Here is a 26,073-nt window from a genome sequence, read left to right on the forward strand (position 1 = left end):
TTCCCTTCCTGCGACGGATGCGAAAGGTGTGCGTTACCGGCGAAGGCGGTTCTGCCGGCGGTACTCCAAAATCGTCGTTCGGTTCGAACGGTGACGCATCTCCTGGTGTGCGGTTGCTGCGCATCCACGAAGACGCGACGCCGGCAACTCCTGGCGACAATCGGTCGACGGAATGGTCCGCGCCGCCCGAGGGAGGGCCCGAAGTGTTTGGTCTGGACGGTAAGAGCGCCGTGGTCACCGGCGCGTCACGAGGCATCGGACGGGCCGTCGCGCTCGGCCTGGCCAGGGCCGGGGCGAACGTGGCGGTACTGGCCCGCAGCACATCCGCGCTGGCCGAGGTGGCGAAGGAGATCGAGGCGTCAGGGCGCAGGGCCGCCGTGCTCACCTGCGACGTCGACCGGCCGGAGGAGATCGAGCAGGCGGTGGCTGCGGCCCGGGACGAACTCGGCGGGATCGATGTCGTGGTCAACAACGCCGGCGGCTTCAGTCACGTCGGCCCGTTTCTGGAGATGACGCCGGCGGACTGGACGCAGATTCTGCGTACCAATCTGGATTCGGTCGCGCACATGTGTCGGGCGGTGGGTGGATATCTGACCGGGGTCGGTCGCGGTTCGGTCATCAACGTGGCGTCGGTGGGCGGTTACAACGGAGTTCCCATGCTTTCGCCGTACGCGGTGGCGAAGGCCGGGGTCATCTCGCTGAGTCGGACTCTCGCGGTGGAATGGGCGGCCCGCGGAGTGCGGGTCAACGTGATCGCGCCGGGCTGGACGAGGACCCAGTTGACCCGCAGCTTCGCCCAGCACCCGGAACTGGCCGAGGGGTTGATCCGGAGCGTGCCGGTGGGTCGGTGGGGTGAGCCGGACGACCTCGTCGGCGCGGCGGTCTACCTGGCCAGCGACGCGTCCCGGATGGTCACCGGCGCCTGCCTGACCGTGGACGGCGGGGTGACCGCGTACGACACCGGGCCCGCGATGATCGACATGCTGAGCGTCGGCAGGATCCCGATCTAGGTACCCGGTCGGCCACCGATCCCGACCACCCGGAACGTGCGTACGACGGCTCCGGCAGGTGGCTCCGGACGTCGTCCACGATCCGGCCGGGCTATGGGGCGATCTTGTACGCGCGAACGACGGTCTGTTCCACGGAGTTGTTCGCGGAGTCCGTCACCGTCGCCCGCAGCGAGACGAACCCGGACGTGTTCGGGTGCGGCACCGAGACGGTCCGCGTGTTGCCGGATCCCGAGACCGCGGCGTTGCTCCACGACGTCCCGTCGTTGGTCGAGTACTGCACGGTCACCTTCCGTACGCTGCCGGGCGACGAGCCGGGCTGGGCCGCGAGCGTCGCCGGGAACGTGAAAGTCGTACCCGCCTTCGCGACGTTGCTGTCGTCGAGAACTGGGCGGAACGACACCGTCCAGAGCGGAAGTCGTACGGGCGTGCTGCCGCTCGTCGTGCGCGAGCCGAACGTCCAGACGGCGGTGACCAGGGTGGAGAGCTCAGCCGGCGCCATTGGTTCCACCCGGCCCTCCAGGCGGAAGGTCGACCGGGTGGCCGGGACCGTCACGTCGGGCCAGGGGCCGCTGGTGCTGTCGGCGATGACGGTCCCGTTACGACGGAGCGTGTACCGCGGCGTGGCGTTGGCCCAACCGGAGTGGCCGGAACCGTCGCCGATGAGCATCGGGTCCAGATGGATGGTGTTGCCGGTCCGGTGCACGCCGTCGGACGGCACCAGCAACGCGGAGTACGACGGGCCGAGCACGGGCTCGTTCCATCCCTCGGTGACCGTCGTCCCCGGCGGGTAGGCGCGTGGTGCGCTCTGCAACGAGATCGTTGAGGTGCGCGACGGCGGATGATGGTCCCCGAACGTCGAGAACCAGCGCAGACCGGGAGCGGCGCTGTAGTACTCGGTGTGGGTGAAGGGCAGGTCGAACTGAATCGCGAACTGGCCGGTCCAGCGCTGTTCCCCGAAGGACGGGTACGACGACTTGTTTCCCCGCGTGTTCGGGGTGCTCTCGGCGAGTCGCGCGTCCACCCGCGCCAACGACGCGGTCGAGTAGGTCTGGGTGAATCCGGTCGGTACGTGTTGGTCGAACCGCTTCAGCAGGTGGTAGCTGCGGGGCGAGTTGACGAAGTCGTCGCCGCCCGGCCCCGGTTCGGCCAGGGTGACGTTCAGGAAGCTGGTCAGCCCGGGGGTGCGTTGCTCGGGATCGACCTGGCCGAAGGCGAGCGGCCGACCGCCATCGAGCAGATTGCCGTACGACCGGGTGTTGCCGGCGTTGTCGCGCCACCAGTATCCGAGCTCCACGCTGAGCGTCCGCTCGTTCGGGTCGTCGGTGACGTCGACGTCGACGGGCCGCCCCAGTCGGGCATCGAGGGTGATGGTCTGGTCGCGGTCGATGCGCACGCTCGGGTTGACCAGCATCGTCTGCCGGGAGTCGAAGTCGGCCGAGTCGGTGATCCAGGACTGGAGGAAGTACGTACCCGCCCGGATGTACCGGGTGATCGGCTCGCTCTCGGTGCCGAGGAAGTAGTCCTCCCCGCCGTCCAGGGAGAACAGGATCGTGCTGCGTTCGCTGGTCGGCTCGCCGACGCTGTTGAGGTGCCGGAAGGTGACCTCCCCACCGGCGACGGCGCGGTCGACCGCGTACGGGGTGACGACGCGTACGTCGCCGCCGGCCGTCGCCGTGATGGTCCCGCCGTAGTGCCCCTCCGGGCCGTCCAGCGCGGTGTTGGCGGAGAACCGCACGGCGGCGCTGCCACCCGCGGGCACGGTTACCGAGGAGGCGCTGAGTGCGAACATCCCGGTCGGCGCGGTCGAGCCGTTCGGGTCCCGGGTCGTCAGATCCAGGCTCAGGGTGACGGCGGAGGTGCCGGTGTTCGTGTAGGTCACGGTGCGGTTGAGCACCGGGTCGTCGTGGTGCGGGTACTGCTGACGGCCCAGGCTGAGGCTCGGCGGGTCGGCGAGCAGCCGCTGGTCGTACCCGCGAGCGACGTCGAGCCGACCGGCGCCCTGTTCGAAGATCGGCGTCGGGTCGTGGGGTTGGGCCGAGCCCAGCAACGCCGACTTGAGCTGTGTCCCGGTCCACCCCGGGTTGCGCTGGGCGAGGATCGCGGCCGCGCCGGCCACGTGCGGCGCGGCCATCGACGTACCCTCGTTCGCCACGTAGAACTCGCCCAGTGGCGTCGAGGGTGCGGTGGAGCTGGCCGCTGCGGTGATGCTCACCCCGGGTGCGGTCAGGTCCGGCTTGATCGCGGTGTCGCCGATGCGCGGACCGCGGGCGGTGAAGTAGGGCAGGTGGTCGTCGTCGCCGACGGCACCGACCGACAGCGCCGCGTCGGCGGTGCTGGGGCTCTCCACCGTCATCTCGCCGGGACCGCGGTTGCCGGCCGAGACCACGAAGAGCGTGCCGTGCTGCGCGCTGAGGGTGTTGACGGCCTGTTCCATCGGGTCGACGCCGACGGTGTCGAGCCCGCCGAGGCTGAGGTTGACCACGTCCGCACCCTGCTGCGCGGCCCACTGCATGCCGGCGATGATCGCCGATTCGGGACAGTTGTTCGAGGCCGCCGCGGTGCAGACCTTGCCGTTGAGCAGCGACGCGCCGGGTGCCACACCCCGGCGGGCGCCGTCGGACGCCGCGCCGGTACCGGCCGCGATCGAGGCCACGTGCGTCCCGTGGCCGAGCAGGTCCCCGGCGTCGGCCTCCGAGGTGAAGTTCTGCGCGGCGACGACCTTGCCCGCCAGGTCGGGGTGGGTGGCGTCGACGCCCGAGTCGAGCACGGCGATCTTCGCGCCGGTCCCGTCGTAGCCGGCGGCCCAGGCCGTGGGCGCACCAACCTGTGGCACGCTGCTGTCCAGGTGCAGGTTCAACTTGCGATCCAGCCACACCTGGCCGATCTCGGGGCGCAGTTTCCGCCGGCCAGCGCCGGTGGTGATCTCGTTCCAGAGCTTCGCCGCCGTGACAGACGACGGCTGCACCGCGGCACCGCCCACGCTTCGCAGTTCCCGGGCGAGCCGCGCGCCGCCCTTGGCGATCCGAACGCGTGCCGCGGAACTGTCGCCGTTCCTGACGTACGTCACGATCAGCGGTGTGCCGCCGCGCCGGCTGTCGTAGCCGTACGCGGCGAGCGCCGTCACGTCGAACAGGTTCCGGTCGAGTCCGCCTCGCGCCAGAAGATCCACCGCGTCGGACGGTACGACGTGGACATGCTCGTCGGCGTCGCTGTAGGTGGCGAAGTTGATGCCGTCCCGGCCCTCACCCGGCTCGATCCTGACCGCGCCGGTGGGATTGAGGGTCACCCGGTCGCCGGTGATGAGCACGAGTTCCTGGGCCACGTCGCCAGCCCTGGCGACACTGGCGCCCACCGAGCCAGCGCCGGCCGCGTGGGTATCAGTCGCACCGGTCGGCGAGGCCGTGCCGGCTCCCGGGCCGAAGCCGGCAGGGAGCAGCGAGCCGACCAGGACGGCCGCCAGCAGCCCGCGCCACGGCCCTCGTCGAGTACGCATGAATCCTCCCGTACGCCAGGCACATGCCTTCGCCCGTGGTCACCGGAACGGAAGCGATGCGAAGGTGGCCGTCCTCCCGACCCTGCCGCCAAGGTAGTCCGTCGGGAAGGGTGGAGGATGAACGGGCTGTATCGATCGCGATTTATCCGCCTTGATTTTTCCTCGCTGTCACGCGATTCTCCGGGTCGGCCGGATCCACCGGCTGCGCGCCGTGCAACTCCTTCGGGAGGTCGGCCTGCACACCGGTCAGGAGTTGCTGATGATGCGGCTGTGGGAGTCCGGCCCGCAGCGGCAGGTCGACCTGGCCACCGAGTTCGACACCGACTCCGCCAGCATGACCCGTACGGTGCAGCGCCTCGAACGTGCCGGCTACGTGCGGAGGGTGCCGGACCCCGACGACCGGCGGGCCACCCGGGTCGAGCCCACCCCGGCCAGCCTCGCGTTGCGCCGACAGGTCGAGCGGATCTGGACGGAACTGGAGCGTCTCACCGTCGGTGAGATGACCGCCGAGCAACAGCGCGACGCGATCGGCGTACTGGACCGGATCGAGGGCAACCTGCTGGGGTCCTCGACAGCCGACTAGGACGGGGTGGGTGAGGGTCCCACTCAGAGCCGGCGGTCACCTGAGCTGACGGGCGAACCTCCGGATCTCCTCGGTGAAGATCCCGGGCTGCTCGAACGCGGCGAAGTGGCCGCCCGCGGGAACCCGGTCGTTGAAGTAGACGACGTCGCTGAACGCGCGCTCTGCCCAGATCCGGGGCACCCGGACGATCTCGCGCGGAAACACGCTGAGCCCGACCGGCAGGTCCAGCTTCACCGTCGTGGTGCCGGCGACCGCGTACTCCCAGTAGATCCGCGCCGAGGACGCCGCCGTGTTGGTGAGCCAGTAGAGCGTGATGTTGTCCAACAACTCGTCCTTGGTCAGGACCTGCTCCGGGTCATGGTCGGTGTCCGTCCACTCGGCGAACTTCTCGTAGATCCAGGCGGCCTGCCCCACCGGAGTCGGCCAGCCCGTACCCGAGGGTCTGTGGACGCGTCGACTGCTGCTTGGCGTACCCCGAGCCGGTCTCCAGGGACCGCATCTGCGCCAGGGCGGCCCTCTCCTCCCCGGTCGGCTCCCCGTGCAGCGGCGGCGCACCGATCGGGAACTCGGGCAGGGTGAAGTGCACCCCGGCGAGCGCGGCCGGCCGCAGCTCACCCAGGCGGGTGGTCACGAGGCCGCCCCAGTCCCGCCCCCGTCAGTCGCGGGGCGGGGCGGGCCGTCCCCACACCGCGTCGCGTAGACCGGCCTTCACGTGGTGTCGTTCTCAGCCGGCGGGGGTGGCGTCCGTGACGCTGGCCAGCGCTTCGACCAGAGGCAACGGATTGATGTAGCCGCGGTACGACAGCACCTGACCCCTTCAAGATCAGCGCGGGTGACCCCGCCATATCTCATCCGAGGCGGCGGGCCGGCCCATCATCCGGGGCAGCGGCGCGTTGCTCCGGGACAGCTCGCGTCGCGCGGCGTTGACGAAGTCCAGGCGGGCCTGCTCCAGCGGGGCGGACAGGTCATCCCACTCGGCACCGTTGATCGGATGCCGGTGCTTCCCGGCCAGGATGTGTAGGCGCCAGAGCTGCTCGTCAACGGCAACCGCGGCCGCGGCCAGGTCGGTCTGCGACACCAGGACGACCATGCCGAGGGCCCGGTTCCAGTCGGCCCAGTCCACGTCGACCTTCTCCCCCTCCCGCCATGGCCGGCTGGCGGTGTTGTAGACCGCCGCGAAGGCCCGGAGGAATTCGGCGTACGCCTCTACCCGTAGGCCACGGGACCAGTGTGTTCGCTGGGTGCGATAGCCGATCATGCCGCCCACACCGACGCCGGCCAGAGTGCCGATCACACCGCCGACTATGGACAGCACGGTGTCCCATGAAGAGGCCATGGTGCCATCATGACTACGGCCGTCGAGCGTCAGCCCGGCGTGGCGACGCGATCGATGTGGTTGACCGGGGAGGTGGGATGGAGGTCGGCTTCACCGCGCCCGACGTGCCGGACGAGCAGCGGCCCGAGCTCGAGGAGGTGCTGCGCGGCATCGCCGTCGATCCGCCTGGTGCCGAGGACGGATCCCCTGGCCGGTGGCGCGGGCAGGTCGACCGGATCAACGTCCTGCGGAGACTCCCCGGCGGCCGTAGCGGCGCGGAGGTCTTCGATGTCGCCGTGGAGCGCAGGGGTCCGGGACGGCGCGAACGGTGTGTCGTCAAGGTCGACCGGGTATCAGCCATCGGGGCCGAATGGGCGGCCATTCGCACCTACCTCAAGAACCAGTCCCAGGCGATCCTGACGCCGGTCGACGCGGTGAGCGAGTCCGTATTGGATGGACCGCGGGACGGCCTCGCCGGAACCGGCCGGGCGGCGATCGTATATCGCCACGTCGCCGACTGGGCCGGGTTGCCCGACGGCACCCCGGAGACGTTGGAGAGCATGGCCCGGGCCGCGCTCCTCCGGTGCAACTCCGGGCCCGTCGTACGACGGCTGGAAGCGCTGCTGTCCCGGGTGGCGACAGCCCTGCACGCCGAGTGTGAGGTCGTCGAAGGCGCTCGTACGCTGGAGTCACTCAACCCCTCGCTCGGGGTGGACCTGGTGCTCGAGGTGGACCGGGTCCATCCGGAGGGTTATCCGAGCCACGGAATCCCGTTGCCGGATGCGGTCGAGGAGCTGCGCCGCTACCCCCGGGACGTGTTGTACGCGGCGACCTGGCTACCGTCGGATCCGGAGGGGCGCGCCCGGATATCGGTCGACGACACGGTCGCCCTCCGCGAACTGCATATTTCGGTACGGGACGACGAGCGCGTTCTCGGACGCGCCCAGAACACGACTGTCGAACTGCGTCCAGCCCGGACGCACGACCTGCTGGGCGCGCTGCGGCGCTTCGCCGACGAGCGGATCCCGGTCATCGGACGGGTGTTGGCGACCCGCGCGGGAACGCACTGGGCGACGATCACGCGATTCCTGCCCGATACCCGGGACGGTGGTCGAGACGGTGTGACCGTCGACGACGTGCTGCTCGGACATCCGTTCGCCGTCCTGCGGCAGATCCTCACGACGGACGTGCGGAGCCGGGTACGCGCCCTCGTGCACGGCGATCTGAACCCACGTAACGTGCTGTTGCTCGACGACCAACTGTTCCTGATCGACTTTGCCGGCGTGGCTCCGGAGCAACCGGTTCTCAGTGACCCGGCGTGGCTGGAGGTGTGCCTGCTCCGCGAGGTGATCGCCCCGCGGCTGGCGTGGCCGGCGCTGGTGCGGCTCCAGCGCCTGCTGGCGACGGCGGTACGGCTGCATCCGCTCACCGCCGAGGCCGGAGACCTGGTGATCACCGGGGTTGACGATCCGGTACTGCGCACGTCCTTCGAGATGCTCTGGACGATTCGCCGGCTGGCGTACGCCAACTACCCCGAGACGGACCGGGACGGCGGCTTTCGGCGGGACTACCTGGAGCAACTGACGCTCGCCGCGTGCCGGACGCTCAAATGGCCGGACGCCGATCAGGACGAGGACAAGATCCGGGCTGCCGTGGCGGCGGCGGGCGTGGCCACGGAGTGGCTCGACGAACAGGGGCCGTACCGGCACTGGTCCCAGGCCGAGTTGGAGGGGCTGGCGCTCGCCGCGTGGGCCCGGTTGGATCCGGCCACCGACATCGCCGGGGTGGTGGCCGAGGCGCTGCGCGCGCTGGACCGCCACGAGAATCTGTCGGACGACGTACGCGGTGTGGTGGACGACGTACGCGTCCGGGTCGTCACCGCCGCGTTCCTGCCGGCGGCGCAGAACATCGTGCTGGGCGAGCAGGACCGCTCCGCGTACATCCGTCTGGATGCCTACCTGGAGTCGCGAGGGTCGACACCGTCCGGCGTGCAGTCAGGGGTACGCGGCGACGCGCTGGATCTGATCGCCGACCTGCCCGAGGTGGCCGTCGTCGGCGACCCCGGCGCAGGCAAGAGCACGCTGGTCCACGAGCTACGGATTCGGCTGGCGCGGGCGGTCTGTGCGGCGGGTCGTGACGACGTCTTCGCGGTCGATCCGCCGGCCCGGTTCCCGGTGCTGGTAAGCGCCGGCGACATCGCGCAGGCCCAGGCCACGCTGCTGGTCGGCGAGCCGGAATCCGGCACCGGGCACTCGCCGGCACGGGTACTCGGGCTGGCCGCCGGGCTGGCCATCGACGACGGTCACCTGCGCCTCGGTACGGTCCACGTCACCGTCGACGGGTTCAACGAGTTGGCCGACGACGGCCGGCCGTCGGTGGTCGGTTGGGTGAGCGCACTTCGCGGGAGCTATCCCCGTACTCCTGTCGTCGTCTGCCACCGGAGCCTGGGCTTCTCCTCCGACCTGTTCGGCTTCCCGGTTGCGGAGTTGCAGGACGTGACGGAGGGCAAGGCCCACGAGTACATCATCGACAGCCTCCGGGCGACCTTCGGGCCGGCCGGCTACGAGAAGGCCGACCGGCTGTCCAGACTGCTACGCCGGCCACAGAACCGGCAGATGTGGGAACTGGCCCGGAACCCACTGTTCCTCTGGCTGCTCGTGGAGTACTACGTGTCGCCCGACGCGGTCAACGGCACGCTGCCGGAGAACGTCGGAATGCTGTTCGGCCACTTCGCGGGCCGACTGCTCACGCTGGGCGATGCTGCCGGCACCGGAGCCGACGGACACCCCGGTCACTTCACCCTGCAACTGAAGGAAGCGGCGCTGGAGGCGTTGGGCGAGGCACTCGTCGAGCGGCACAACGTCACGGACATGCCTCGGGACGAGGCACAACGCCTGCTGGCCGGCGTGGTCGGCGCGTCGGACGCTCCGAGACTGCTGCAAGCGCTGCTCGACTCGGACCTGTTGTGCTCCGACGGCGGGCACGTACGCTTCCGCCGTCTGCTGTTCCAGGAGTACTACGCCGCCCGCGTCCTGGCCGGCCGTACGCATGACGCCGATCTGCTGCGGGAGCGGACCCTGCAGTTCAAATGGCGTGAACCGCTGCGGCTCATGCTTGGTTCTTCCGGTGACCAACCCGAGCGGACCAGGCAGGTCATCGACCTGGCTCAGAACGTCGACGCCGTCTTCGCCGCGCAGTTACTGCGGGCGTGCGAAATCCCGCCCCAGGATGCCCTCGACCGCTTCATCGCCACGCAGCGTGCCCTGCTCCGATCGCCGGCGCTGGGCGAGGCCAGCTGGGAGGCGGCGGCACGCGGGCTGGTGGAGTTGGACTCGGCGGTCTCCTGGGATGCGCTACGGGCCGTGGCGGACGATCCGGACGTCGTGCCGGCCGCCCGTGGCATCGCCGTCGCCGCCCTCGTTCGGCGTGCCCTGCGCAGTGACGCCACGAGCGAGAAACCCGACGAGTTCAACCGGGGGCTCTCCGAGACGCTCGTCGGGCTGTTGCGGCCGGATGTCCCCCGGACGCTACGTCGACAGGCCGTCGAGGCGGTGGGTGAGGTTCGGTTGGTAACGCCGGGGTTGACGATCGGTGACCTGATCGACGCGGCGTACCCCTGGGACATCGTCGATGCGGCCTACCAGGCTCTCCGGCGGCTGGGCATCACCCCCGGCGAGGCGCGGGAGCAGGAGTACCTGACGGCCAGCGAGGCACGGTTGGCGGTGGTCGAGGTGATGCTGCGGGAAACGGCCGACCGGACGCGCATCGGGCGGCTCGACGCCGAGCGGTTGGCCCACCTGGAGCGGATGTTCGCCGCCGGCCGCCTCGACTCGCTACTGCCCCGCCGGTTCTCCTTCGGCATCGCCGAGGACATCTTCTGGAGCATGTGGCTCGAACCCTCGCCGGCCTGGATCGTGCCGGCGGAGATGGCCGGAGCCCGCGAGGTTCTGCAGGCGGACCTCGACGGTCCGGAACTGCTCCGCCGGTACACCGAGGGCGACGACTGGACGGCGGTCGCCGCCGTGCACCGGATTCTCGAACGGCATCCGGACCGCTGCGCGGAGGTACTGGCGCGAACCTCGTCGCGATCGTCCCCTTCTCGGCTGCTGGCGGCCGCGCAGGCCGCCCAGGTCGAGGGCGACGAGCACGGGCTGCGGCGATTGATCGACGATGTGGTGGACACCATCGACCCGGAGCGGGTCGAGGCGCTGACGGCACTGGTCGGGGCTCTGCCGGCAAGGCACCGCGTGGTGGCGTCGGCCGTGGTGGTGCGGCGGTTGCGCGAGCGCGGTCTACTCGCCCTGCTACAGGGCTGGCCGTGGTTCCATCTGTGGACGGGCCTGCCGTTCGACGAGGAGTTGTGCCGGGACCTGCTCCTGTCCGGTGCGGGCGGCGACGGTTCCGGGTCGGGGGACTCTGCTGGGCGCGACGACGGTTCCGGGTCGGGGGACTCTGCTGCGGTCGACGGTGGATCCGGGTGGGACGACGAGATCGCGGCGGCGGTGCTCTGGTTGAACGCCGACATCGCGGGCGGTGCGTTGCTCGATGCCGGCGAGGTCGATGCCTTCCGGTTGCCTGCCGCAGCCTCGGCGGCGCTGCTGGCACACGCGCCAGCCGAGGACGCCCACACCGCGCTCCCCGCCTTCCTCGGCGCATGTGTGAAGGCGGGCGTCGGCACGCCGGAACTGCTCCGGTCGGCCTGCACCACGGTCGGGCGCGAGGAGCTTGAGTGGCCGGTTCAGGTGATGAGCAGTACGGCGTACGGAACTCTCGAACAGTCGATGCTCGCCGACGTCCTGGCCCGGATCGGCTTTCTCGGCTGGCGGGCCTACCAGAGCGGGGACCGCGACGGCGCGGTGACCGCGTACGGGCTGCTCACCGGCCTGCGTACGGCCGGCGCCCATCCCAGCGTGGAGCGTGGCAGGCTGGCCGGACTCGCCGTGCTCGGCGACTGGCCGGCGGTCCTGACCCGGCTCGACGGCGACCACCCCGTCCTGCACGAGATCGCCCTCAACGCGGTGCGGCACTGGTCGGTCGGCCCGTTCACCCCTAACGGCTACCGCGAGGACGCCGACGTCGCACACTGGTTGGCGGTTCAGTTGGCTCGTGACGACCAGGAACCCGCCGTTCGGGACACCCTGTGGGCCATCAAGGCCGTAGTGGAGCAACGATCGTCACGCTACGTCGCCGTCGGATCGGGACCGGTGCCCTCCGGTGTGCCAGGCGTGGCGTCGTAGCCCTGCGCCGCGGCACCTGCGGCGGCGCGTTGGCCTTCGTCCGGCGCGGGCTCGGCGGCCGACGGGGAGTTGGCCGATTTGATCCTGACGAGGGTCTCCATGATCGCGCCACGCATGTGGGTGGCGACGTCCACCTCGATGAACACCTGTAGCCGGCGGAGCGTCATGGCTATCGCCACCCGGCCGGCCGCAGCCGCCTCGAACGCCTCGTCGGCCGAGGTACCGGGGACGAACTGGGCGGCCGCCTTCGCTCTCACGATCCGGGTCGCCGTCAGGCCCAGGACGCCGAGCAAGGTGATCTTGGCGGCCTGGATGGCGAGGCCGAGGCTCACTGCCATGTCACCGATCAGGTCGGTCGCCTGGGCCGCCAGCTGGTGGTTGTAGTGGCTCCGGCGCGAGGTCTGCCCGAAGGCGTAGATCGACTCGGCGTCGTTGTTCGCGACGACGTCCCGAGCCACCAGGTCCACGTCCTGGTCCAGTTCCCGCAGGGCCGCCGCGGACATCCTCAAGCGGCGGGCGAGGTCGAAGAGACGATCCTCGTCCGCCGCCAGCCAGGTACTGCCGCACAACTCGTGCACCCAGCCGAGGTGGTGGGGGAGCTCTATGCTCACAGGCCGCGACCGATCTTTCCGATCATTGTTCCGGCACGGTCGTCGGAGCCTTCCCACTCGACCGCGATCCGCCGCAGATTCGCAGCGAGGTCGTCCAGATCTGTTGCCAGTAGTCCGTACTTGTGGAAAGCCAGTTCGGTGATCTCCGCGTACACGCTCGCAAAGGTCGCGCCGCCGTGCTCGTCTCCCCAGCCGGGGACCGGCGTGATATCCGTCGCGAGGCGGCGGGTCAACTCGATCAGGTCGTGGCCGTAATCGGAGATCTTCGTGGCGCTGCGCCGGACATGGTCGACATCGACGGCTACCCATTTATTCACAGCGACGCGGTCCCGCCCACGGCCCGGGCGAGATCGTTCGAGATCTCGTCCAGGGTCCGATCAAGAACCTCCACCATCTCGTCCAGGTGCTCGGTGATCGGCGGAAGGTTCTCGATCTGCTCGTGTACGTCGTCCACCGCGCCGCACACGGCCTCCTTGACGGCCTTCACCAGGGTCTGGTTGTCCACGCTGGAGAGCCAGTGACCGTCGATCACCAGTTCGGTCAGATGCCCCCGGTCACCCACGGTGGCCCGCACCCGGCCGTGTGCCGCGAGACCCCGGCCCGCCGTCGGTCGGAACGTCTCCTCGGTCATCCGACCCAGCGTGGTTCGCATCTCGGCGAGGAGGGCGTCCATGTGGGTGGCCATCCCATTGATCGAATAGCTGTCCGGCATGCCGCATCGTCTCCCGTAAACGATCCACTCGGTTTGGCGCGAAAATGTCTCGGAGAACTGTCGAGCGGAGGGAAGATACCAGACCGGCGTCCGCAATGTACCTACCGGCGGGGGAGCGGTGGATGGTCGTACCGCGATCGGAATCCCGGCTGGCTTTGGTGGTATTCGACGATCTTGTCTCCGGTGTCCATGATCGATATCGGCATCCCTCGGCGACAATATGATCTTCGGGGCGACAGCACGATCCCGGAAAGGATCCTCTCGACCGGCCCGCATCCGATGCCGCGCCGGCGGATCGGATCAGACGGCGAAGTGCGGGTTTCCGGCGGTCAGTCGTACGGTGAAGGTGTCCGCGTCACGGTGGAGCGCCACGTGGCCGCAGGACTGATAGGTGATCCACAGGCCGAGACCACCCGGAGATCCGTTGCCGGCCGGAATCAGGCCGGCGAAGGGGTCCTTCGGCCCGGTGCCGCCATCGCTGACCGTGACGACGATGCGGTCGTCACCGGTCCAGAGGCGGAACCGGACCGGTGGGCGCCCGTACCGGAGCGCGTTGGTGACCGTCTCGCTGACCGCGACGACCAGATCCTCGACATCGTCGGCCGGCAGTTGCCCCCGGTCGGCGCCGTACACGGCACGGCGGGCCTGGGTCGGCGTGGGATCGGTCAGCTCGATCACCGGCGCGGTCCGCTGGAGCGGATCGGGCAGCACCGTACGCGTCTCGGTCAGGTACGCGGCGGGGTCGGTGTAGGTGCCGCTCGGTACAGACCGGCCGTCCGCCGTGGCGATGCGCGGATGGGTGCGCATGATGTCGCCGAGTACGGGCGCGGGCGTGATCCGGGTGTCGTAGGCGCACATGCTCCACAGCGGATAGTCGTCGTACACGCGGTTGATCGCCGATTCGTACCGGGCCCACCAGTCCCAGGTCGCGCCGAGCGCGACGCGCGGCACCTCGCCGATGATCCGGATCTGCCGCGCGCCCTCGGCGACGTAGCCGGCGAGCAGTTGCCGGTACGCCTTGATCGCGGCGGCCGGCCGGGCGTACACGTCGCCGCCGGTCAGGAAGGTGACCGGCGCATCGGCGGGAAGTGCCGCCCGGACCAGTGCCTCGTTCTGCTCGCCGAGGGACACCACGGTCGGCTCTCCGGCGGCGACTCCGTCGAGTAGGAACGGCACCGCCACGGCGAGCAGTTCCGCGTCGGACCGGTAGCAGACGGCTTCGTGGTAGTAGCCGTCGTGTCCGGCGGCCGCGCCCGTTCTCATCGTGCCGCCTCCACCCGGATGCCGGACAGGTCCAACAGGTCGACGAGGCGGGCGGCGGTGGACCGAGATGTGCGCAGGACCGCGGTCGCGCCGAGCCGGCGGGCGTGGTCCCGCAACCAGGTCAGGCAGTGGTGGTCGATGAACCGCAGGTCGCTCGCCCACAGCACCAGTTCGCCGTCGACGGGGCGCAGGTCGGCACGGTCCAGTGCGGTCGAGAAGAGTTCGAGGTTGAACTTGTCCAGTTCACCGGAGAGGGCGGCGGCGCCGTCGCCGGGATCGCAGGCGTGCAGCCGGAACAGGGTGTCGTCGGCATTGCCCTCGGGATGCATGCACGCCAGTTCGGCGACCGCCTGGTCGCCGAGTTCGCGCCGGTCGTACCCGCACACCGCCGACATCGGCCGGGTCCGCATGTACCGGTCGATCAGGTGCTCGTACCGGGCGAAGGCGGCGAGCCGGGCCGGGGTGCGTACCAGCGAGGTGGCGTCGGCCACCACCCGTAGCCCGGTGTAGCCGGTCGCCAGGGCCTGCTCGGTCGCGGCGGCGTAGGCGGCCACCTGGGCGGCGGGATCGATGACGTCGCCGCGGTACGTCGAGGTCAGCGGGACGACCTGGGCGGCTCCCCGGCCGAGCGCCGCCCCGAGGTCGCTGACGGTCCGCAGTCGTTCCACGACGTCCCGTGGCTGTTCCGCGGTGACGAGCCAGACCCGTTCGCCGGCCGGCAGCCCGTCGAGAAGGAACGCCTGGGCCCGGGTGTCGAAGTCCGCCGGATCGTCGTAGGACCAACAGGCGTGGGCGTGCGCCGACGGCGGCGCCAGCTGCCTCGTTCCGCCGATCGCCCGCATGCCGACAGTTTAAGCCGCCCCGGCACGGCCGCTCGGACCGCTGCGGCCACGCCCGACCATCCCCCGCCGGCCCCACCAAGCACGCCCCGCCGGCCATGCCCCGCCGGCCACATCGGGCCGGTACGCCGGGGTACGTCAGGCCGGTGCGTTCCGGCCCGGGTCGGCGAGGAACTCGGCCAGCACCTCGGTGTGGGTGGCGAAGGCGAGTTCGGTCGGCTCGGTGAGCACGAGCCATTCGGTGGCCTCCTCGGTGGGTGCCGAGGCGGGCAGCGACTCGGCCCGCCGCGCCGGCAGCACGCCGAAGATCAGCAGAGTCCCGCCGGCCGGCGCGCTGCGTACGGCGAACGGTCGTACCGCCTCGGCGGCGCCGACCAGGCCGGTTTCCTCGCGCAGCTCCCGGACCAGGGCGTCCCGCCAGTCCTCACCGTGTTCGATGAAACCGCCGGGCAGTGCCAGCAACCCCCGGGCCGGCTCGATGTCGCGACGCTGCACCACCACGCCGACCCCGGACGACGTCAGCACCGGCAGGATCGCCACCGCCACCGGGGTCGGATTGCGCCAGGTGGTCTGGCCGCAGGCCGCGCACATCCGGGGCCAGGTCGCCGGGGCCGGGTAGGCGGTGCCGCAGTACGAGCAGTGCGAATGCAGGACGCCGGTCACGCCGCACGACGATACCGCCCGCCCGCCGACTCGGCGCCGAACGGCCGCTCGGCGGCTGCGCGCCAACCGGTCCTGCCGGTCGGCTCGGCGCCGTACGGGGCCGCCGGCTCGGCTCAGCTCTGTGCGCTGGCCGAGATCTGTCGGGGCGCGTCCAGGGTCTCCGGTCGCAGCGGCCGGGGCCGGGCACGCCAGAGCCAGGCCACGTCGCTGGCGAAGGACCAGACGAGCATGATCAGCGCCAGTCCGACCCAGGCGATCGCCAGTGGCCGGGGCAGGACCCCACTGACGGCGACCACCAGCATGATGCCCTGGAGCGCGGCCACGGTCTTCCGGGAGAACCGGGGCGGAAGGGCCGCCCGCAGCCACGGCAGCGCCCAGGCCGCCACGACGAAGACGTAGCGCAGGGCGCCGATCGCGAGCACCCAGACGCCCAGCGAACTCGCCACGAAGGCGCTCAGTACCAGGATGAGGAAGGCGTCGACCTCCATGTCGAACCGGGCGCCGAGCGCCGAGGTCGATCCGGTACGCCGGGCCACCTGGCCGTCGACCGCGTCCAACGCCAACGCGACGGTGGCCAGGGTCACCAGCACCGCGATCGGGGTGTTGCCACGGAACGAGTCGGCCACCAGCGCCGCGACGCCGCCGACCAGGGTCGCCCGGGCCAGGGTCACCTGATTGGCCGGTCCCAGCACGTACCGGCCGGACCGGCGCAGGGCGTGGTTGAGCAGCAGCCAGCTGGTCAGGGCGTACGCCGAACCGAGCAGCCATCCCGCGGGGCCGAGCCCGACGCCGGCCGCGAGCGCCGCCAGCAGGCCGAACTGTACGACCATTCCGACGGCCGGCTCGTCGACCGGCGGTACTGCGACGGGGCGTTCGCTGACAGTCACCGTTTCTCCCTCGTCCTGCGGCACAATCCAAGATCCGCGTATCGTTACCGCGTCCCACCTCAGGGAAACGGGAAAAGCGGACCTACGGTTCAGCCAACCGAGGATGGATGCCGAGAAAGGACTGCCCGATGACGCACAGTGGTCGCGCGTTCTGGCTCCGTACACCGGGTCGGGGCGAGATCCGGCCGGTCACGCTCGCCGGGCCCGGTCCCGACGAGGTGCTGGTCCGGACCCGCTACTCCGGCGTGAGCCGGGGCACCGAGACGCTGGTCTTCCGGGGCGGGGTGCCGGAGAACCAGCACGCGACGATGCGGGCCCCGTTCCAGGAGGGCGACTTCCCGGCACCGGTGAAGTACGGCTACCTCAACGTCGGCGTCGTCGAGGAGGGCCCGCCGGCTCTGCTCGGCCGTACCGTCTTCTGCCTCTTCCCCCATCAGACCCGCTACGTGGTGCCGGCGACCGCGGTCACCGTCGTACCGGACCGGGTGCCGGCGGCCCGGGCGGTGCTCGCCGGGACCGTGGAGACCGCGGTGAACGCGGTCTGGGACGCGGCGCCGCTGGTCGGCGACCGGATCGCGGTGGTCGGCGCCGGCATGGTCGGTTCGGCCGTGGCCGGTGTGCTCGCCCGGTTCCCCGGCGCGCGGGTGCAACTGGTGGACGCCGATCCCGGCCGGGCGGCGGTGGCGGCGGCTCTCGGCGTCGACTTCGCGCTGCCGGCGGACGCGGCGGGCGACTGCGACCTCGTCGTGCACGCCAGCGCCACCTCGGCCGGGCTTACCCGCTCGCTGGAACTGCTCGCGCCGGAGGGCACGGTCATCGAACTGAGCTGGTACGGCGACCAGCGGGTCAGCGTGCCGCTCGGCGAGCACTTCCACTCCCGCCGGTTGGTCGTCCGCAGCTCCCAGGTGGGTACCGTGTCGCCGAACATGCGTGGTCGGCGTACCTTCGGTGATCGGCTGGCGCTCGCCCTGGATCTGCTCGCGGACCCCGCGTTCGACGCGCTGATCACCGGCGAGTGCGACTTCGAGGAGCTGCCCGAGGTCTTTCCCCGGCTGGCCAGCGGCGAACTGCCCGCGCTGTGTCAGCTCGTCAGCTATCGCTCCGAGGCCGGCGACGGGCCGGCCGGTTCCGACATCCGTGGAGGGTGAACCGTTGTTCAGCATTACCGTCCGTGACCACATGATGGTGGCGCACAGCTTCCGGGGCGAGGTCTTCGGCCCCGCCCAGCGGTTGCACGGGGCGACCTTCGTCGTGGACGCCACGTTCCGCCGCCCCGAACTCGACGCGGACAACATCGTGGTCGACATCGGCCGGGCCAGCGAGGAACTGCGCAGCCTGCTGGGCGGGTTCAACTACCGGAACCTCGACGACGAGCCCGCGTTCGCCGGCATCAACACCTCGACCGAGGCCCTGGCCAAGGTCATCGCCGACGGACTGGCGGACCGGGTGCACGCCGGAGCGCTCGGCGAGGGCGCCCGGGGGCTGACCGGAATCACGGTCACCCTGCATGAGTCGCACATCGCCTGGGCGAGCTACGAACGCTCCCTGTGACCGAACAGACCGCCGGGCCCGGGGCGCAGGCCAATCCGGTGTACGTGGTCCTGCCCGGCGACGTTGACGACCAGGCGTCGCCGAGCGGGGGGAACGGCTACGACCGTCGGGTGTGCCGGGGTCTGACCGCTGCCGGCTGGCAGGTGTCCGAGCTGCCCGTCCAGGGCGCCTGGCCCCGGCCGGTACGGGCCGACCGGGCGGGACTGGCCGACGCGCTCGCCGACGTACCCGATGACGCCGTCGTACTGCTCGACGGACTGGTGGCCTGCGGCGTACCCGACGTCGTGGCCGCCGAGGCCGACCGGCTGCGCCTGGCGGTGCTGGTGCACCTTCCGCTCGCCGACGAGACCGGGCTCGCCCCGGCCGAGGCGGCGGAGCGGGACGCGTGGGAGCGGGAGACCCTGCGGGCGGTCCGAGCGGTGATCGCGACCAGCGCCTGGACCGGACGCCGGCTCATCGAACACCACGGGTTGCCCGCCGGGCGGGTCTTCGTCGCCGCGCCGGGCGTGGAGGCCGCACCGCTGGCATCGGGTACGGCGGACGGCGCCCGGCTGCTCTGCGTCGCCGCGCTGACCCCGCGCAAGGGCCAGGACGTGCTGATCGAGGCGCTCGCCACCATCAGGGAGCTGCCCTGGACGTGCCACCTGGTCGGCCCGCTCGGCCGAGCCGTGGAGTACGTCGACCGGCTCCGCGGGTTGACCGCCCGGCACGACCTGGCGGACCGGGTGGTGTTCACCGGCCCCCGCGGCGGGCCCGAACTGGCCGCGAGCTACGCCGCCGCCGACCTGCTGATCCTGCCGTCCCACTCCGAGACCTACGGCATGGTGGTCACCGAGGCACTGGCCTGCGGGATTCCCGTGCTGTCCACGGATGTGGACGGCATACCGGAAGCCGTCGGGCGGGCCCCCGACGGAAGCGTTCCCGGGTTGCTGGTTCCGGCCGCCGACCCGGTGGCGCTGGCCGGAGCGCTGCGTCGCTGGCTCACCGAGCCCGACCTGCGGAGCCGGTTGAGGAGGGCGGCCCGGGATCGTCGGGCGACCCTGCTCGGCTGGGAGACCACCGTACAGACCATGTCCGGCGTGCTGGAACGGCTTCGCCGGGAGCCCGGGAGGGCCGGATGAGCGACGACAGGACGGGTACGGACCGGATGAGCGACGACAGCACCACCCCCAGCCAGGACCAGCTGGACGAGGCCACCCGGTACAGCCTCGGCTGGCTGGGGCTGCGGGAGCCGGCCGACGCACAGGCCCGCGCCACGGAACTGCTCGAACCGCTGCGCCAGCAGTTGGCCGGGACCTCCCGAGCGGTGATCCACGATCTGGGCTGCGGCAGCGGCTCCATGGGGCGCTGGCTCGCCCCCCAACTGTCCGGCCCCCAGCACTGGGTCATGTACGACCACGATCCGGAGCTGCTCGCCCACGCCGCCGCGAACATGGTCGGCAGCGCGGCGGACGGCTCCCCGGTCACCGTCGAGACCCGGCAGGCCGACATCACCCGGCTGAGCGCCGAGGACCTGGCCGGGGCCACCCTGGTCACCGCCTCCGCGCTGCTCGACCTGCTGACCCTGGAAGAGGTGGCCGGGCTCGCCGCCGCGTGCGTCGGTGCCCGCTGCGCGGCGCTGCTCACCCTCTCCGTGCTCGGCCGGGTGGAACTCGCGCCGGCCGAGCCGATGGACGCCGAGATCGCCGCCGCGTTCGACGCCCACCAGCGGCGGACGATCGGCGGTCGGCGCCTGTTGGGTCCGGACGCCGTCGACGCCTCGACCCAGGCGTTCGGCCGGCTCGGCGTCGAGGTGCAGGTCCGGACCAGCCCGTGGCGGCTCGGCGGTGACCAGGCCGCGCTGACGGCGCAGTGGCTGCGCGGCTGGGTCGACGCCGCCTACGAGCAGCGGCCGGAGCTGGCCGACGACGGCTATCTGGGTCGTCGACTGGCCGCCGCCGAGGCGGGTGAACTGCGGGTCGTCGTGCACCATGCCGACCTGTTCGCGAGATCGGAATGAACTTTTGGCGCCGCTGCCTCGTAAGGGTCTGAAGAAGGCTCACCGAGGGAGGACCCGTTATGCGCGGCGCCAGCCAACCATCGCTCGCGGCACAGTCAGGCCGTGCGGCGTCGTGACGCGTACCCTCTGGGCCTGGGCCCGGGTGCTCGGCGGCGCCGGCATCCTCGCGCTGCTGCTGTGGCGACTCGGTAGCGGTGCCTTCCTGGACGGCCTGCGGGTGATCGACGGCGGCACGCTGCTCGTCGCGACCGGAATCGGGCTGCTGACCACCGTCTTCAGCGCCTGGCGCTGGTGCCTGGTGGCCCGTGGCCTCGGTATCCCGCTGCCGTTGCGGGGCGCCGTCGCGGACTACTACCGGGGACTGTTCCTCAACGCGGCGCTGCCCGGCGGCGTACTCGGGGACGTCCACCGCGCGGTGCGGCACGGTCGGGACGTCGACGACGTCGGCCGGGGCGTCCGGGCGGTGGTCCTCGAACGTGCCGCCGGCCAGGTGGTGCTCGTCACAGTCGGGGTGGCGGTGCTGCTCGCCAGCCCGCTTCCCGGACACCTGCCGATCCGGTTCGGCGCCCCGTCGGCCGAGGCGCTCGGGTTCGGGGTGGCCGGGCTGGTGCTACTGCTCGGCCTCGCCGTCGGGATCGTCGTACGGCGCCGGAGCCGGTTCGCCGGGTCCCGGTCCGGTGCCGCTCCCGCCGGGCCGTCCCGGTTGGCGCGCGCGTGGCGTACGGGGCTCTCCGACGTACGGCTCGGGCTGCTCGCCCGGCGCAACTGGCCGGGGATCGCGCTGGCCTCCACGGTGGTGCTGGCGGGACACCTCGCCACCTTCGTCGTCGCGGCCCGCGCGGTCGGGGTCTCGGCACCGGTCACCGAGCTGGTGCCGCTGATGCTGCTGGCGTTGCTCGCGATGACCCTGCCGGTGAACATCGGCGGCTGGGGTCCCCGGGAGGGCGTGACGGCGTGGGCGTTCGGCGCCGTCGGGCTGACCGCCTCGGCCGGGCTCACCATCGCGGTGGTGTACGGCGTCCTCGCCTTCGTCGCGAGTCTGCCCGGGGCCGGGGTACTCGCGGTCCGCTGGTACGCCGCCCGCAGCACCGCCCGCCGAATCGTCGCCGCCAAGCCGGCGCTGGCGCCGCTGGCCGTACACCCGCAGGTCGAGCACCAGCAGGTGGGACACCGGCCGGTGGTACCGCAGCTGGTCGGACACCGGTCGGTCGTGCCGCAGTCGGTCGTACCGCAGCCGGTCGTCGCGGCGACGCGTGGCGGAGCGCGAGCGGTCGATCCGGAGCGGGAGCCGCAGTGGCAGGTCGTACCGGAGCGGGCCGACCCGAAGCGGGAGTGGGTACGGGGTGGCGGACTCCGGCGCGGCGCCGCCGTACGGGAGATCGTCTGGCGGGTCGGGCACCGGCGGAACGGTCCCGAGTGGGCGCCCGCGCTACGCCTGACTCCCCGCCCCCGGGTGGCCGCCGCCGGTCCCCTGGTCGGTCAGCTCTCGCCGAACCGGTCCGACAGTGCGTAGCGCAGCAGCACCACGTCGCCGATCTGCCGGCTCCCGACCAGTATCGCGCGCCGGTCGGGCCCCCACGGGAACCTGCCGTCGCCGACGAAGCGCGGCGCCCGGGAGTCGCCCACGAAGAACGGTGCGATCACCAGGTGCAACTCGTCGACCAGGTCGGCGGTGAGGAACTGCGTGTGTATCTTTCCGCCGCCCTCGACCATCAGCCGGCCCACGCCGCGGTCGTGCAGGTCAGTCAGCACCCGGTGCAGGTCAACGGGCTCGCCGCTGTCCACCACGGTCGCCACCTGGCCGAGTCGCCGTCGCGCCTCGGCCAGTGCCGGACTCGCGCAGTAGACCAGCTTGTCGATGTCACCCACGGCGAAGAACCGCGCGTCCGGATCGAGGTCGCCGCGACCGGTCACCGTCACCTTCACCGGCGTCGGCCGCAGCCCGCGAGCCACCCGCTCGGCCTGGCGGGCCTGCGACCGGACCAGGAGCCGCGGATTGTCCTGCCGGACCGTACCGGCGCCGACCAGGATCGCGTCGCATTCCGCCCGTACGGCGTCGACGCGGTCGAAGTCGGCGTCGTTCGAGAGCAGCAGCCGCTGCCCGGTCGCGTTGTCCAGGTAACCGTCGATTGACATGCCGCAGCTCAGCAGGACGTACGGTCGGTCAGCCAAGGCTGGCACCTCCACGGCGGTCGGCAGACGGCCCAATCGATGAGACAGAAGATCCTGGCGTCCCGCCAGCGCTCGTCCGCCCTGACGTCGATCCCGGATGTGTTTCCGGTAACCCTGTCCGGGAAACCCGGCCGGTGTGGAAGCTGTCAGGTTGGGCCGGTTGGGTGTTCCGGCATCCTACGGGGGCATTCTAGATCGTCATGCAGAACTCGTCCGGGTTCGGCGTCGGCCGGTGCCGATCGCGCCGCCGGCCCGAAGTGCTCCGCCGGAGGCCTCAACGGCGCTGCCGCCTGCCGTCCGCCGCCGGCCGGCCGACGCCCGTCGTCGAGTTCGTCGCCGCCCACCGGCCATGCCGCCGCCGGACCGGCGGTCAACGTTGTCCACGTGAAGGAGAGCCAATGCCCCAGATGTCGCCCGAGCTGTCCAGCGCCGTAGAGCCCGCCGCCCCGACCGGGGCCGGACCGGTTCCGGTGGCCGAGGTTCGGACGCAGGTGACGGTGCCGTTACGTTTCGCCGACGGGTACGCCACCACCGCGCGGGTGTTCACCTTCGACGGTCTCGTGGACGGCCGGGAGCACCTCGCGTTCGGCCTCGGCGACTGGCGGTCCTCGCTCGACCGCTCCGCCGCCGACGGGCCCGCGCCATTGGTACGGCCGCACAGCGAGTGCCTGACCGGTGACGTCTTCGGCAGCCAGCGGTGCGACTGTGGACCACAGTTGCGCGAGGCGGTCCAGCGGATCGCCGACCGGGGTGGATTCCTGCTCTACCTGCGGCAGGAGGGTCGTGGCATCGGGCTGTACGCCAAGCTCGACGCGTACGCGCTCCAGGACTCGGGGCTCGACACCTACGAGGCCAACGTCGCGCTCGGCCGTGGTGAGGACGAGCGGAACTACACCGCCGCCGCGCAGATGCTGCACACCCTGGGCGTGCGCCGCGCGGCGTTGCTGAGCAACAATCCGGACAAGGCCGAGCAGCTCGGCCGACTCGGCGTGGAGATCACCGAGCGGATCGTCACCGGGGTCTACCTGTCGTCGGCCAACGCCCGGTACCTCGCGGCGAAGGCCGCACACACCGGCCACACCATCGAGCTGCCCCTCGGAGGCTGAGCCCACGACACCGGACGAAGCGTCGGGGGCGACCCCGGCGCCGGAGATCCGCAGCGAACCCACCCGGATGACCGGCCGGTGGATACCGTGTCGGTGGCGATCATCCGACGGCAAGGGGTGCGATGTTCCAGATCGGCTGGCTCCGGCTCGTCGGCGGCCGGCTGCGCCAGGGCTGGCTTCCGGTGGTCGAGGCGACGCTGGCCGCGACGGTCGCCTGGGCGGTCGCGAAGACGCTGCTCGGGCATCCGGAACCGTTCTTCGCCCCGGCGGCGGCGCTGATCGTCCTCGGCCAGGCCCGGGGGCAGCGGATGCGGCGGGCGGTCGAGGTCGTCCTCGGCGTCGCGGGCGGAGTGCTGGTCGCCGACCTCGTCGTCCAGGCGCTCGGTCGGACGACCTGGACGGTCTTCACCGTGGTGCTGCTGACCGTCGGCCTCGCCGTGGCGGTCGGCGCGAGCAGTATCTCGGTGGTCCAGGCCACGGTGTCCGCCCTCTATCTGGTCGTGGTCCCGCCGTCGACCGACGCGCTCGTGCCGAACCGGTTCGTCGACGCGCTCATCGGCGGGGGAGTGGCCCTGGCGGCGAGTCAGCTCCTCACCGCCCGGCAGCCGCTCGCCCCGCTGGTCGCCGAGGCCCGCCAGACCTTCACCGCGCTGGCGGGCCTGCTGACCGAGGTCACCGAGGCGCTCGACCATCGGGACGAGGCGGCCGCGCTGGCCGCCCTGGACCGGGCCCGGCAGCTCGATGCCGCGGTGGACCGGTTGCAGACGGCGGTCCTGGCCGCCGGCGAGGCACTGCGGCTGCACGTACGGCGGCGTCGGCACATCGGGCGGGTACACGCGCTGCACGAGTCGAGCCGCCAGGTCGACTACGCGGTACGCAACGTGCGCGTCCTGGCTCGGGCCGGGGTGGCGCTGACCCGGCTGCCGGTGGCCAGCCCGCCCGAACTGGTGGCCGCACTGCGTTCCCTCGCCGAGGGGGTACGCACCGCCGGTGAGGCACTGGCCGCCGACCTGACCGGCCAGGACGAGGCGGCCGACCGGTACGCCGAGCAGACCGACGAGGCCGCCCTCGACGCCGTACGCACCGCCGGTCGGCTGCTCACCCGGGAGCCGCCACTGCCGATCATCATGATCGTCGGTCAGATCCGGGCGACCGCCATCGACCTGCTCCGAGGGGTGGACGCGGACGACGTGGCCGTGCTGAGCCGGGTCGACGAGGCGCTCGGACTACCGCCACTGTGAGCGGCGGGCAACGGCGTTCTCCGGTCAGGCGGCGGCGCGGCGGCGGATCGTCAGCAGGGCCACGTCGTCGGCGGGTTGGTCGACGCCGAGCGTGGACATGATGGTCGCGCACACCGTTTCGGCCGGCCCGGGCCGGATGGCGGCGCGCAGTCGGTCGAAACCGACGTCGATCAGTTCGTCGCGCCGTTCGATGAGCCCGTCGGTGTAACAGACCAGGACGGCGCCGTCCGGAAACTCGACGTCGGTGCTGCGGCGCTGCTTCGGCCGCCCGACCCCCAGCGGCAGGTCGACGGGGAGGACCGGGGCGTCGACGCCGTGGTCGGGCCGGGCGAGCATCGGAGGCAGGTGCCCGGCCAGGGAGATCCGGATCCGCTCCCGGTCCGGACTGATCATGGCGTAGAGGACGGTGGCCAGGTTGCCCGCCTCGAAGTGCTGGACCTTCTGGTCGAGCCGGGTCAGGGCGTCGGCGGGATCGTCGCACTCCAGCGAGTAGGCCCGCAGGGCGCTGCGGAGCCGCCCCATCACCACGGCCGCGCGCAGGCCGTGCCCGGAGACGTCGCCGACCACTATGCCGAGCCATCCGCTGGGAAGGGTGAAGACGTCGTACCAGTCGCCGCCGATCCCGGTCTGCTGGCCGGGGAGGTACCTCGCGGCCATGTCGACGCCGCCCACCTCCGGCAGTCGGGTCGGCAGCAGGCTCCGTTGCAGGGCGAGCGCGGCCGTCCGGTCGATCGTGCCGAGTCGGACCTGGCTGGCCATGCTCGCGCGATCGGCGACCAGCTGGAGCAGCCGGACGTCGTCCGGGGTGAAGCGACGCGTGGTGAGGCTGCCGACGTGCAGGACGCCGACCAGGTCGCTGCCGGCGAACATCGGTACGCCGAGCAAGGACTGGATGCCCTTGTCGTGCAGGATCGGGTTGACCACCTCGGCGGGGGTGACCTGGTCGATGATCAGCGGCTGCCGGTCCTGGGCGATACGTCCGGCGAAGCCACGACCGACGGAGATCCGGAAGCCCTGCCGGACCTCCTCCTCGAGACCCTTCGCGGCGGTCGCCACGAGTTGCTGGGCGTGCTGATCGAGCAGCAGGATCGCCGCCGTGTCGACCTGGAGCAGTTCGCGGACCCGACCGAGCAACTCGTCGAACAGGTCGTCCACGTCGAGCCGGGACAGCGCCGAGTCGGTTACCGCCTCGATCCGACGTAGCCGCTCGTCGGCTCCGGAGTCGTCTGCCTCGATCACGGGGTGAAGCCTAGCCCTCGGCGTGCCGGCGAGCGCCGATCGAGGGACGGTGGAGGGCCCCGGTGCGTCGGCTCGCCGCCCCTGCGTCGGCGCCGGTTTCGGAGATCACCAGTTCGTGCCACAAGCTCCCGGAGTGTCGGTCGTGGCATTGA

General features: G+C 71.5%; 22 protein-coding genes and 1 pseudogene. 10 read left to right on the forward strand and 13 right to left on the reverse strand.

The window, feature by feature from the left end; translation table 11 throughout:
* Positions 1-203 precede the first annotated feature (203 nt).
* Positions 204-1,010 carry an SDR family NAD(P)-dependent oxidoreductase gene (locus H4W31_RS15980; RefSeq protein WP_318783222.1) on the forward strand — a complete coding sequence of 269 codons (807 nt, stop codon included), beginning with the start codon at positions 204-206 and terminating at the stop codon, positions 1,008-1,010.
* Between the two features lie 91 nt (positions 1,011-1,101).
* On the opposite strand, the gene H4W31_RS15985 is transcribed toward H4W31_RS15980, so the two are convergent.
* Positions 1,102-4,503, reverse strand: coding sequence for a S8 family serine peptidase (locus tag H4W31_RS15985; RefSeq protein WP_192767385.1), 3,402 nt, complete (start codon positions 4,501-4,503; stop codon positions 1,102-1,104).
* A gap of 211 nt (positions 4,504-4,714) precedes the next feature.
* Between H4W31_RS15985 and H4W31_RS15990 the strand changes: the two genes are divergently transcribed.
* Positions 4,715-5,086 carry a MarR family winged helix-turn-helix transcriptional regulator gene (locus tag H4W31_RS15990; RefSeq protein WP_318783223.1) on the forward strand — a complete coding sequence of 124 codons (372 nt, stop codon included), beginning with the start codon at positions 4,715-4,717 and terminating at the stop codon, positions 5,084-5,086.
* Positions 5,087-5,122: 36 nt separating this feature from the next.
* Here the strand turns inward: H4W31_RS15990 and H4W31_RS15995 are convergent, their stop codons facing one another.
* The 3 genes from H4W31_RS15995 to H4W31_RS16005 all read right to left on the reverse strand — a co-directional run bounded on the left by H4W31_RS15995 (position 5,123) and on the right by H4W31_RS16005 (position 6,422).
* Complete coding sequence (locus H4W31_RS15995; RefSeq protein ID WP_192767386.1) at positions 5,123-5,500, reverse strand: hypothetical protein; 378 nt, start codon at positions 5,498-5,500, stop codon at positions 5,123-5,125.
* Entirely contained in the window at positions 5,442-5,717 is a 276-nt protein-coding gene (locus H4W31_RS16000; RefSeq protein WP_192767387.1) for a hypothetical protein, read from the reverse strand. The genes H4W31_RS15995 and H4W31_RS16000 overlap by 59 nt, the downstream gene beginning before the upstream one ends.
* Positions 5,718-5,909: 192 nt before the next feature.
* Positions 5,910-6,422 carry a hypothetical protein gene (locus H4W31_RS16005; RefSeq protein ID WP_192767388.1) on the reverse strand — a complete coding sequence of 171 codons (513 nt, stop codon included), beginning with the start codon at positions 6,420-6,422 and terminating at the stop codon, positions 5,910-5,912.
* Positions 6,423-6,499: 77 nt separating this feature from the next.
* Between H4W31_RS16005 and H4W31_RS16010 the strand changes: the two genes are divergently transcribed.
* The gene (locus H4W31_RS16010; RefSeq protein WP_192767389.1) at positions 6,500-11,638 is read left to right on the forward strand and encodes a hypothetical protein; all 5,139 of its coding nucleotides are present in this window, start codon (positions 6,500-6,502) and stop codon (positions 11,636-11,638) included.
* Here the strand turns inward: H4W31_RS16010 and H4W31_RS16015 are convergent.
* The 7 genes from H4W31_RS16015 to H4W31_RS16045 all read right to left on the reverse strand — a co-directional run bounded on the left by H4W31_RS16015 (position 11,581) and on the right by H4W31_RS16045 (position 16,613).
* Positions 11,581-12,249 carry a WXG100-like domain-containing protein gene (locus H4W31_RS16015; protein ID WP_192767390.1) on the reverse strand — a complete coding sequence of 223 codons (669 nt, stop codon included), beginning with the start codon at positions 12,247-12,249 and terminating at the stop codon, positions 11,581-11,583. The genes H4W31_RS16010 and H4W31_RS16015 overlap by 58 nt on opposite strands.
* Positions 12,246-12,566, reverse strand: a complete 321-nt coding sequence (locus tag H4W31_RS16020; protein WP_192767391.1) for a WXG100 family type VII secretion target — start codon at positions 12,564-12,566, stop codon at positions 12,246-12,248. The genes H4W31_RS16015 and H4W31_RS16020 overlap by 4 nt, the downstream gene beginning before the upstream one ends.
* Positions 12,563-12,961, reverse strand: a complete 399-nt coding sequence (locus H4W31_RS16025; RefSeq protein ID WP_192767392.1) for a YbaB/EbfC family nucleoid-associated protein — start codon at positions 12,959-12,961, stop codon at positions 12,563-12,565. Before H4W31_RS16025 ends, H4W31_RS16020 begins: the two co-directional genes overlap by 4 nt.
* A 300-nt stretch (positions 12,962-13,261) precedes the next feature.
* Positions 13,262-14,224, reverse strand: coding sequence for a sensor histidine kinase (locus H4W31_RS16030; protein WP_192767393.1), 963 nt, complete (start codon positions 14,222-14,224; stop codon positions 13,262-13,264).
* A complete protein-coding gene (locus H4W31_RS16035; RefSeq protein ID WP_192767394.1) occupies positions 14,221-15,066 on the reverse strand; it encodes an MEDS domain-containing protein in 846 nt (281 codons plus the stop codon). Before H4W31_RS16035 ends, H4W31_RS16030 begins: the two co-directional genes overlap by 4 nt.
* Before the next feature lie 135 nt (positions 15,067-15,201).
* A complete protein-coding gene (locus H4W31_RS16040; protein ID WP_318783224.1) occupies positions 15,202-15,726 on the reverse strand; it encodes an NUDIX domain-containing protein in 525 nt (174 codons plus the stop codon).
* Between the two features lie 113 nt (positions 15,727-15,839).
* Positions 15,840-16,613: a CDP-alcohol phosphatidyltransferase family protein gene (locus H4W31_RS16045; RefSeq protein WP_318783225.1), complete on the reverse strand. Its 774-nt coding sequence runs from the start codon at positions 16,611-16,613 to the stop codon at positions 15,840-15,842.
* 128 nt (positions 16,614-16,741) lie between these two features.
* On the opposite strand from H4W31_RS16045, the gene H4W31_RS16050 reads away from it, so the two are divergent.
* From H4W31_RS16050 to H4W31_RS42820, 5 genes and pseudogenes are all read left to right on the forward strand, one after another.
* Positions 16,742-17,761 carry a zinc-dependent alcohol dehydrogenase gene (locus H4W31_RS16050; protein ID WP_192767395.1) on the forward strand — a complete coding sequence of 340 codons (1,020 nt, stop codon included), beginning with the start codon at positions 16,742-16,744 and terminating at the stop codon, positions 17,759-17,761.
* Positions 17,762-17,765: 4 nt separating this feature from the next.
* Positions 17,766-18,164, forward strand: coding sequence for a 6-pyruvoyl trahydropterin synthase family protein (locus H4W31_RS16055; protein ID WP_192767396.1), 399 nt, complete (start codon positions 17,766-17,768; stop codon positions 18,162-18,164).
* Positions 18,161-19,285 (forward strand): glycosyltransferase family 4 protein, encoded by a 1,125-nt coding sequence (locus tag H4W31_RS16060; RefSeq protein WP_318783226.1) that lies wholly within the window; start codon positions 18,161-18,163, stop codon positions 19,283-19,285. The genes H4W31_RS16055 and H4W31_RS16060 overlap by 4 nt, the downstream gene beginning before the upstream one ends.
* Positions 19,282-20,163 carry a class I SAM-dependent methyltransferase gene (locus H4W31_RS16065; protein WP_192767397.1) on the forward strand — a complete coding sequence of 294 codons (882 nt, stop codon included), beginning with the start codon at positions 19,282-19,284 and terminating at the stop codon, positions 20,161-20,163. Before H4W31_RS16060 ends, H4W31_RS16065 begins: the two co-directional genes overlap by 4 nt.
* 112 nt (positions 20,164-20,275) lie before the next feature.
* A pseudogene (locus H4W31_RS42820) lies at positions 20,276-21,232 on the forward strand (lysylphosphatidylglycerol synthase transmembrane domain-containing protein); the annotation flags it as partial.
* A gap of 410 nt (positions 21,233-21,642) precedes the next feature.
* Here H4W31_RS42820 and H4W31_RS16075 read toward each other — a convergent pair.
* Complete coding sequence (locus H4W31_RS16075; protein WP_192767399.1) at positions 21,643-22,335, reverse strand: RibD family protein; 693 nt, start codon at positions 22,333-22,335, stop codon at positions 21,643-21,645.
* A gap of 407 nt (positions 22,336-22,742) precedes the next feature.
* Between H4W31_RS16075 and H4W31_RS16080 the strand changes: the two genes are divergently transcribed.
* Positions 22,743-23,441: a GTP cyclohydrolase II gene (locus H4W31_RS16080; protein WP_192772143.1), complete on the forward strand. Its 699-nt coding sequence runs from the start codon at positions 22,743-22,745 to the stop codon at positions 23,439-23,441.
* Between the two features lie 122 nt (positions 23,442-23,563).
* Positions 23,564-24,682 (forward strand): FUSC family protein, encoded by a 1,119-nt coding sequence (locus H4W31_RS16085; RefSeq protein ID WP_192767400.1) that lies wholly within the window; start codon positions 23,564-23,566, stop codon positions 24,680-24,682.
* Between the two features lie 24 nt (positions 24,683-24,706).
* Here H4W31_RS16085 and H4W31_RS16090 read toward each other — a convergent pair whose 3' ends face one another.
* Positions 24,707-25,921, reverse strand: a complete 1,215-nt coding sequence (locus H4W31_RS16090; protein WP_318783227.1) for a PP2C family protein-serine/threonine phosphatase — start codon at positions 25,919-25,921, stop codon at positions 24,707-24,709.
* Between the last annotated feature and the right edge of the window lie 152 nt (positions 25,922-26,073).

The organism is Plantactinospora soyae (assembly GCF_014874095.1).
Taxonomy (GTDB): Bacteria; Actinomycetota; Actinomycetes; order Mycobacteriales; family Micromonosporaceae; genus Plantactinospora; species Plantactinospora soyae.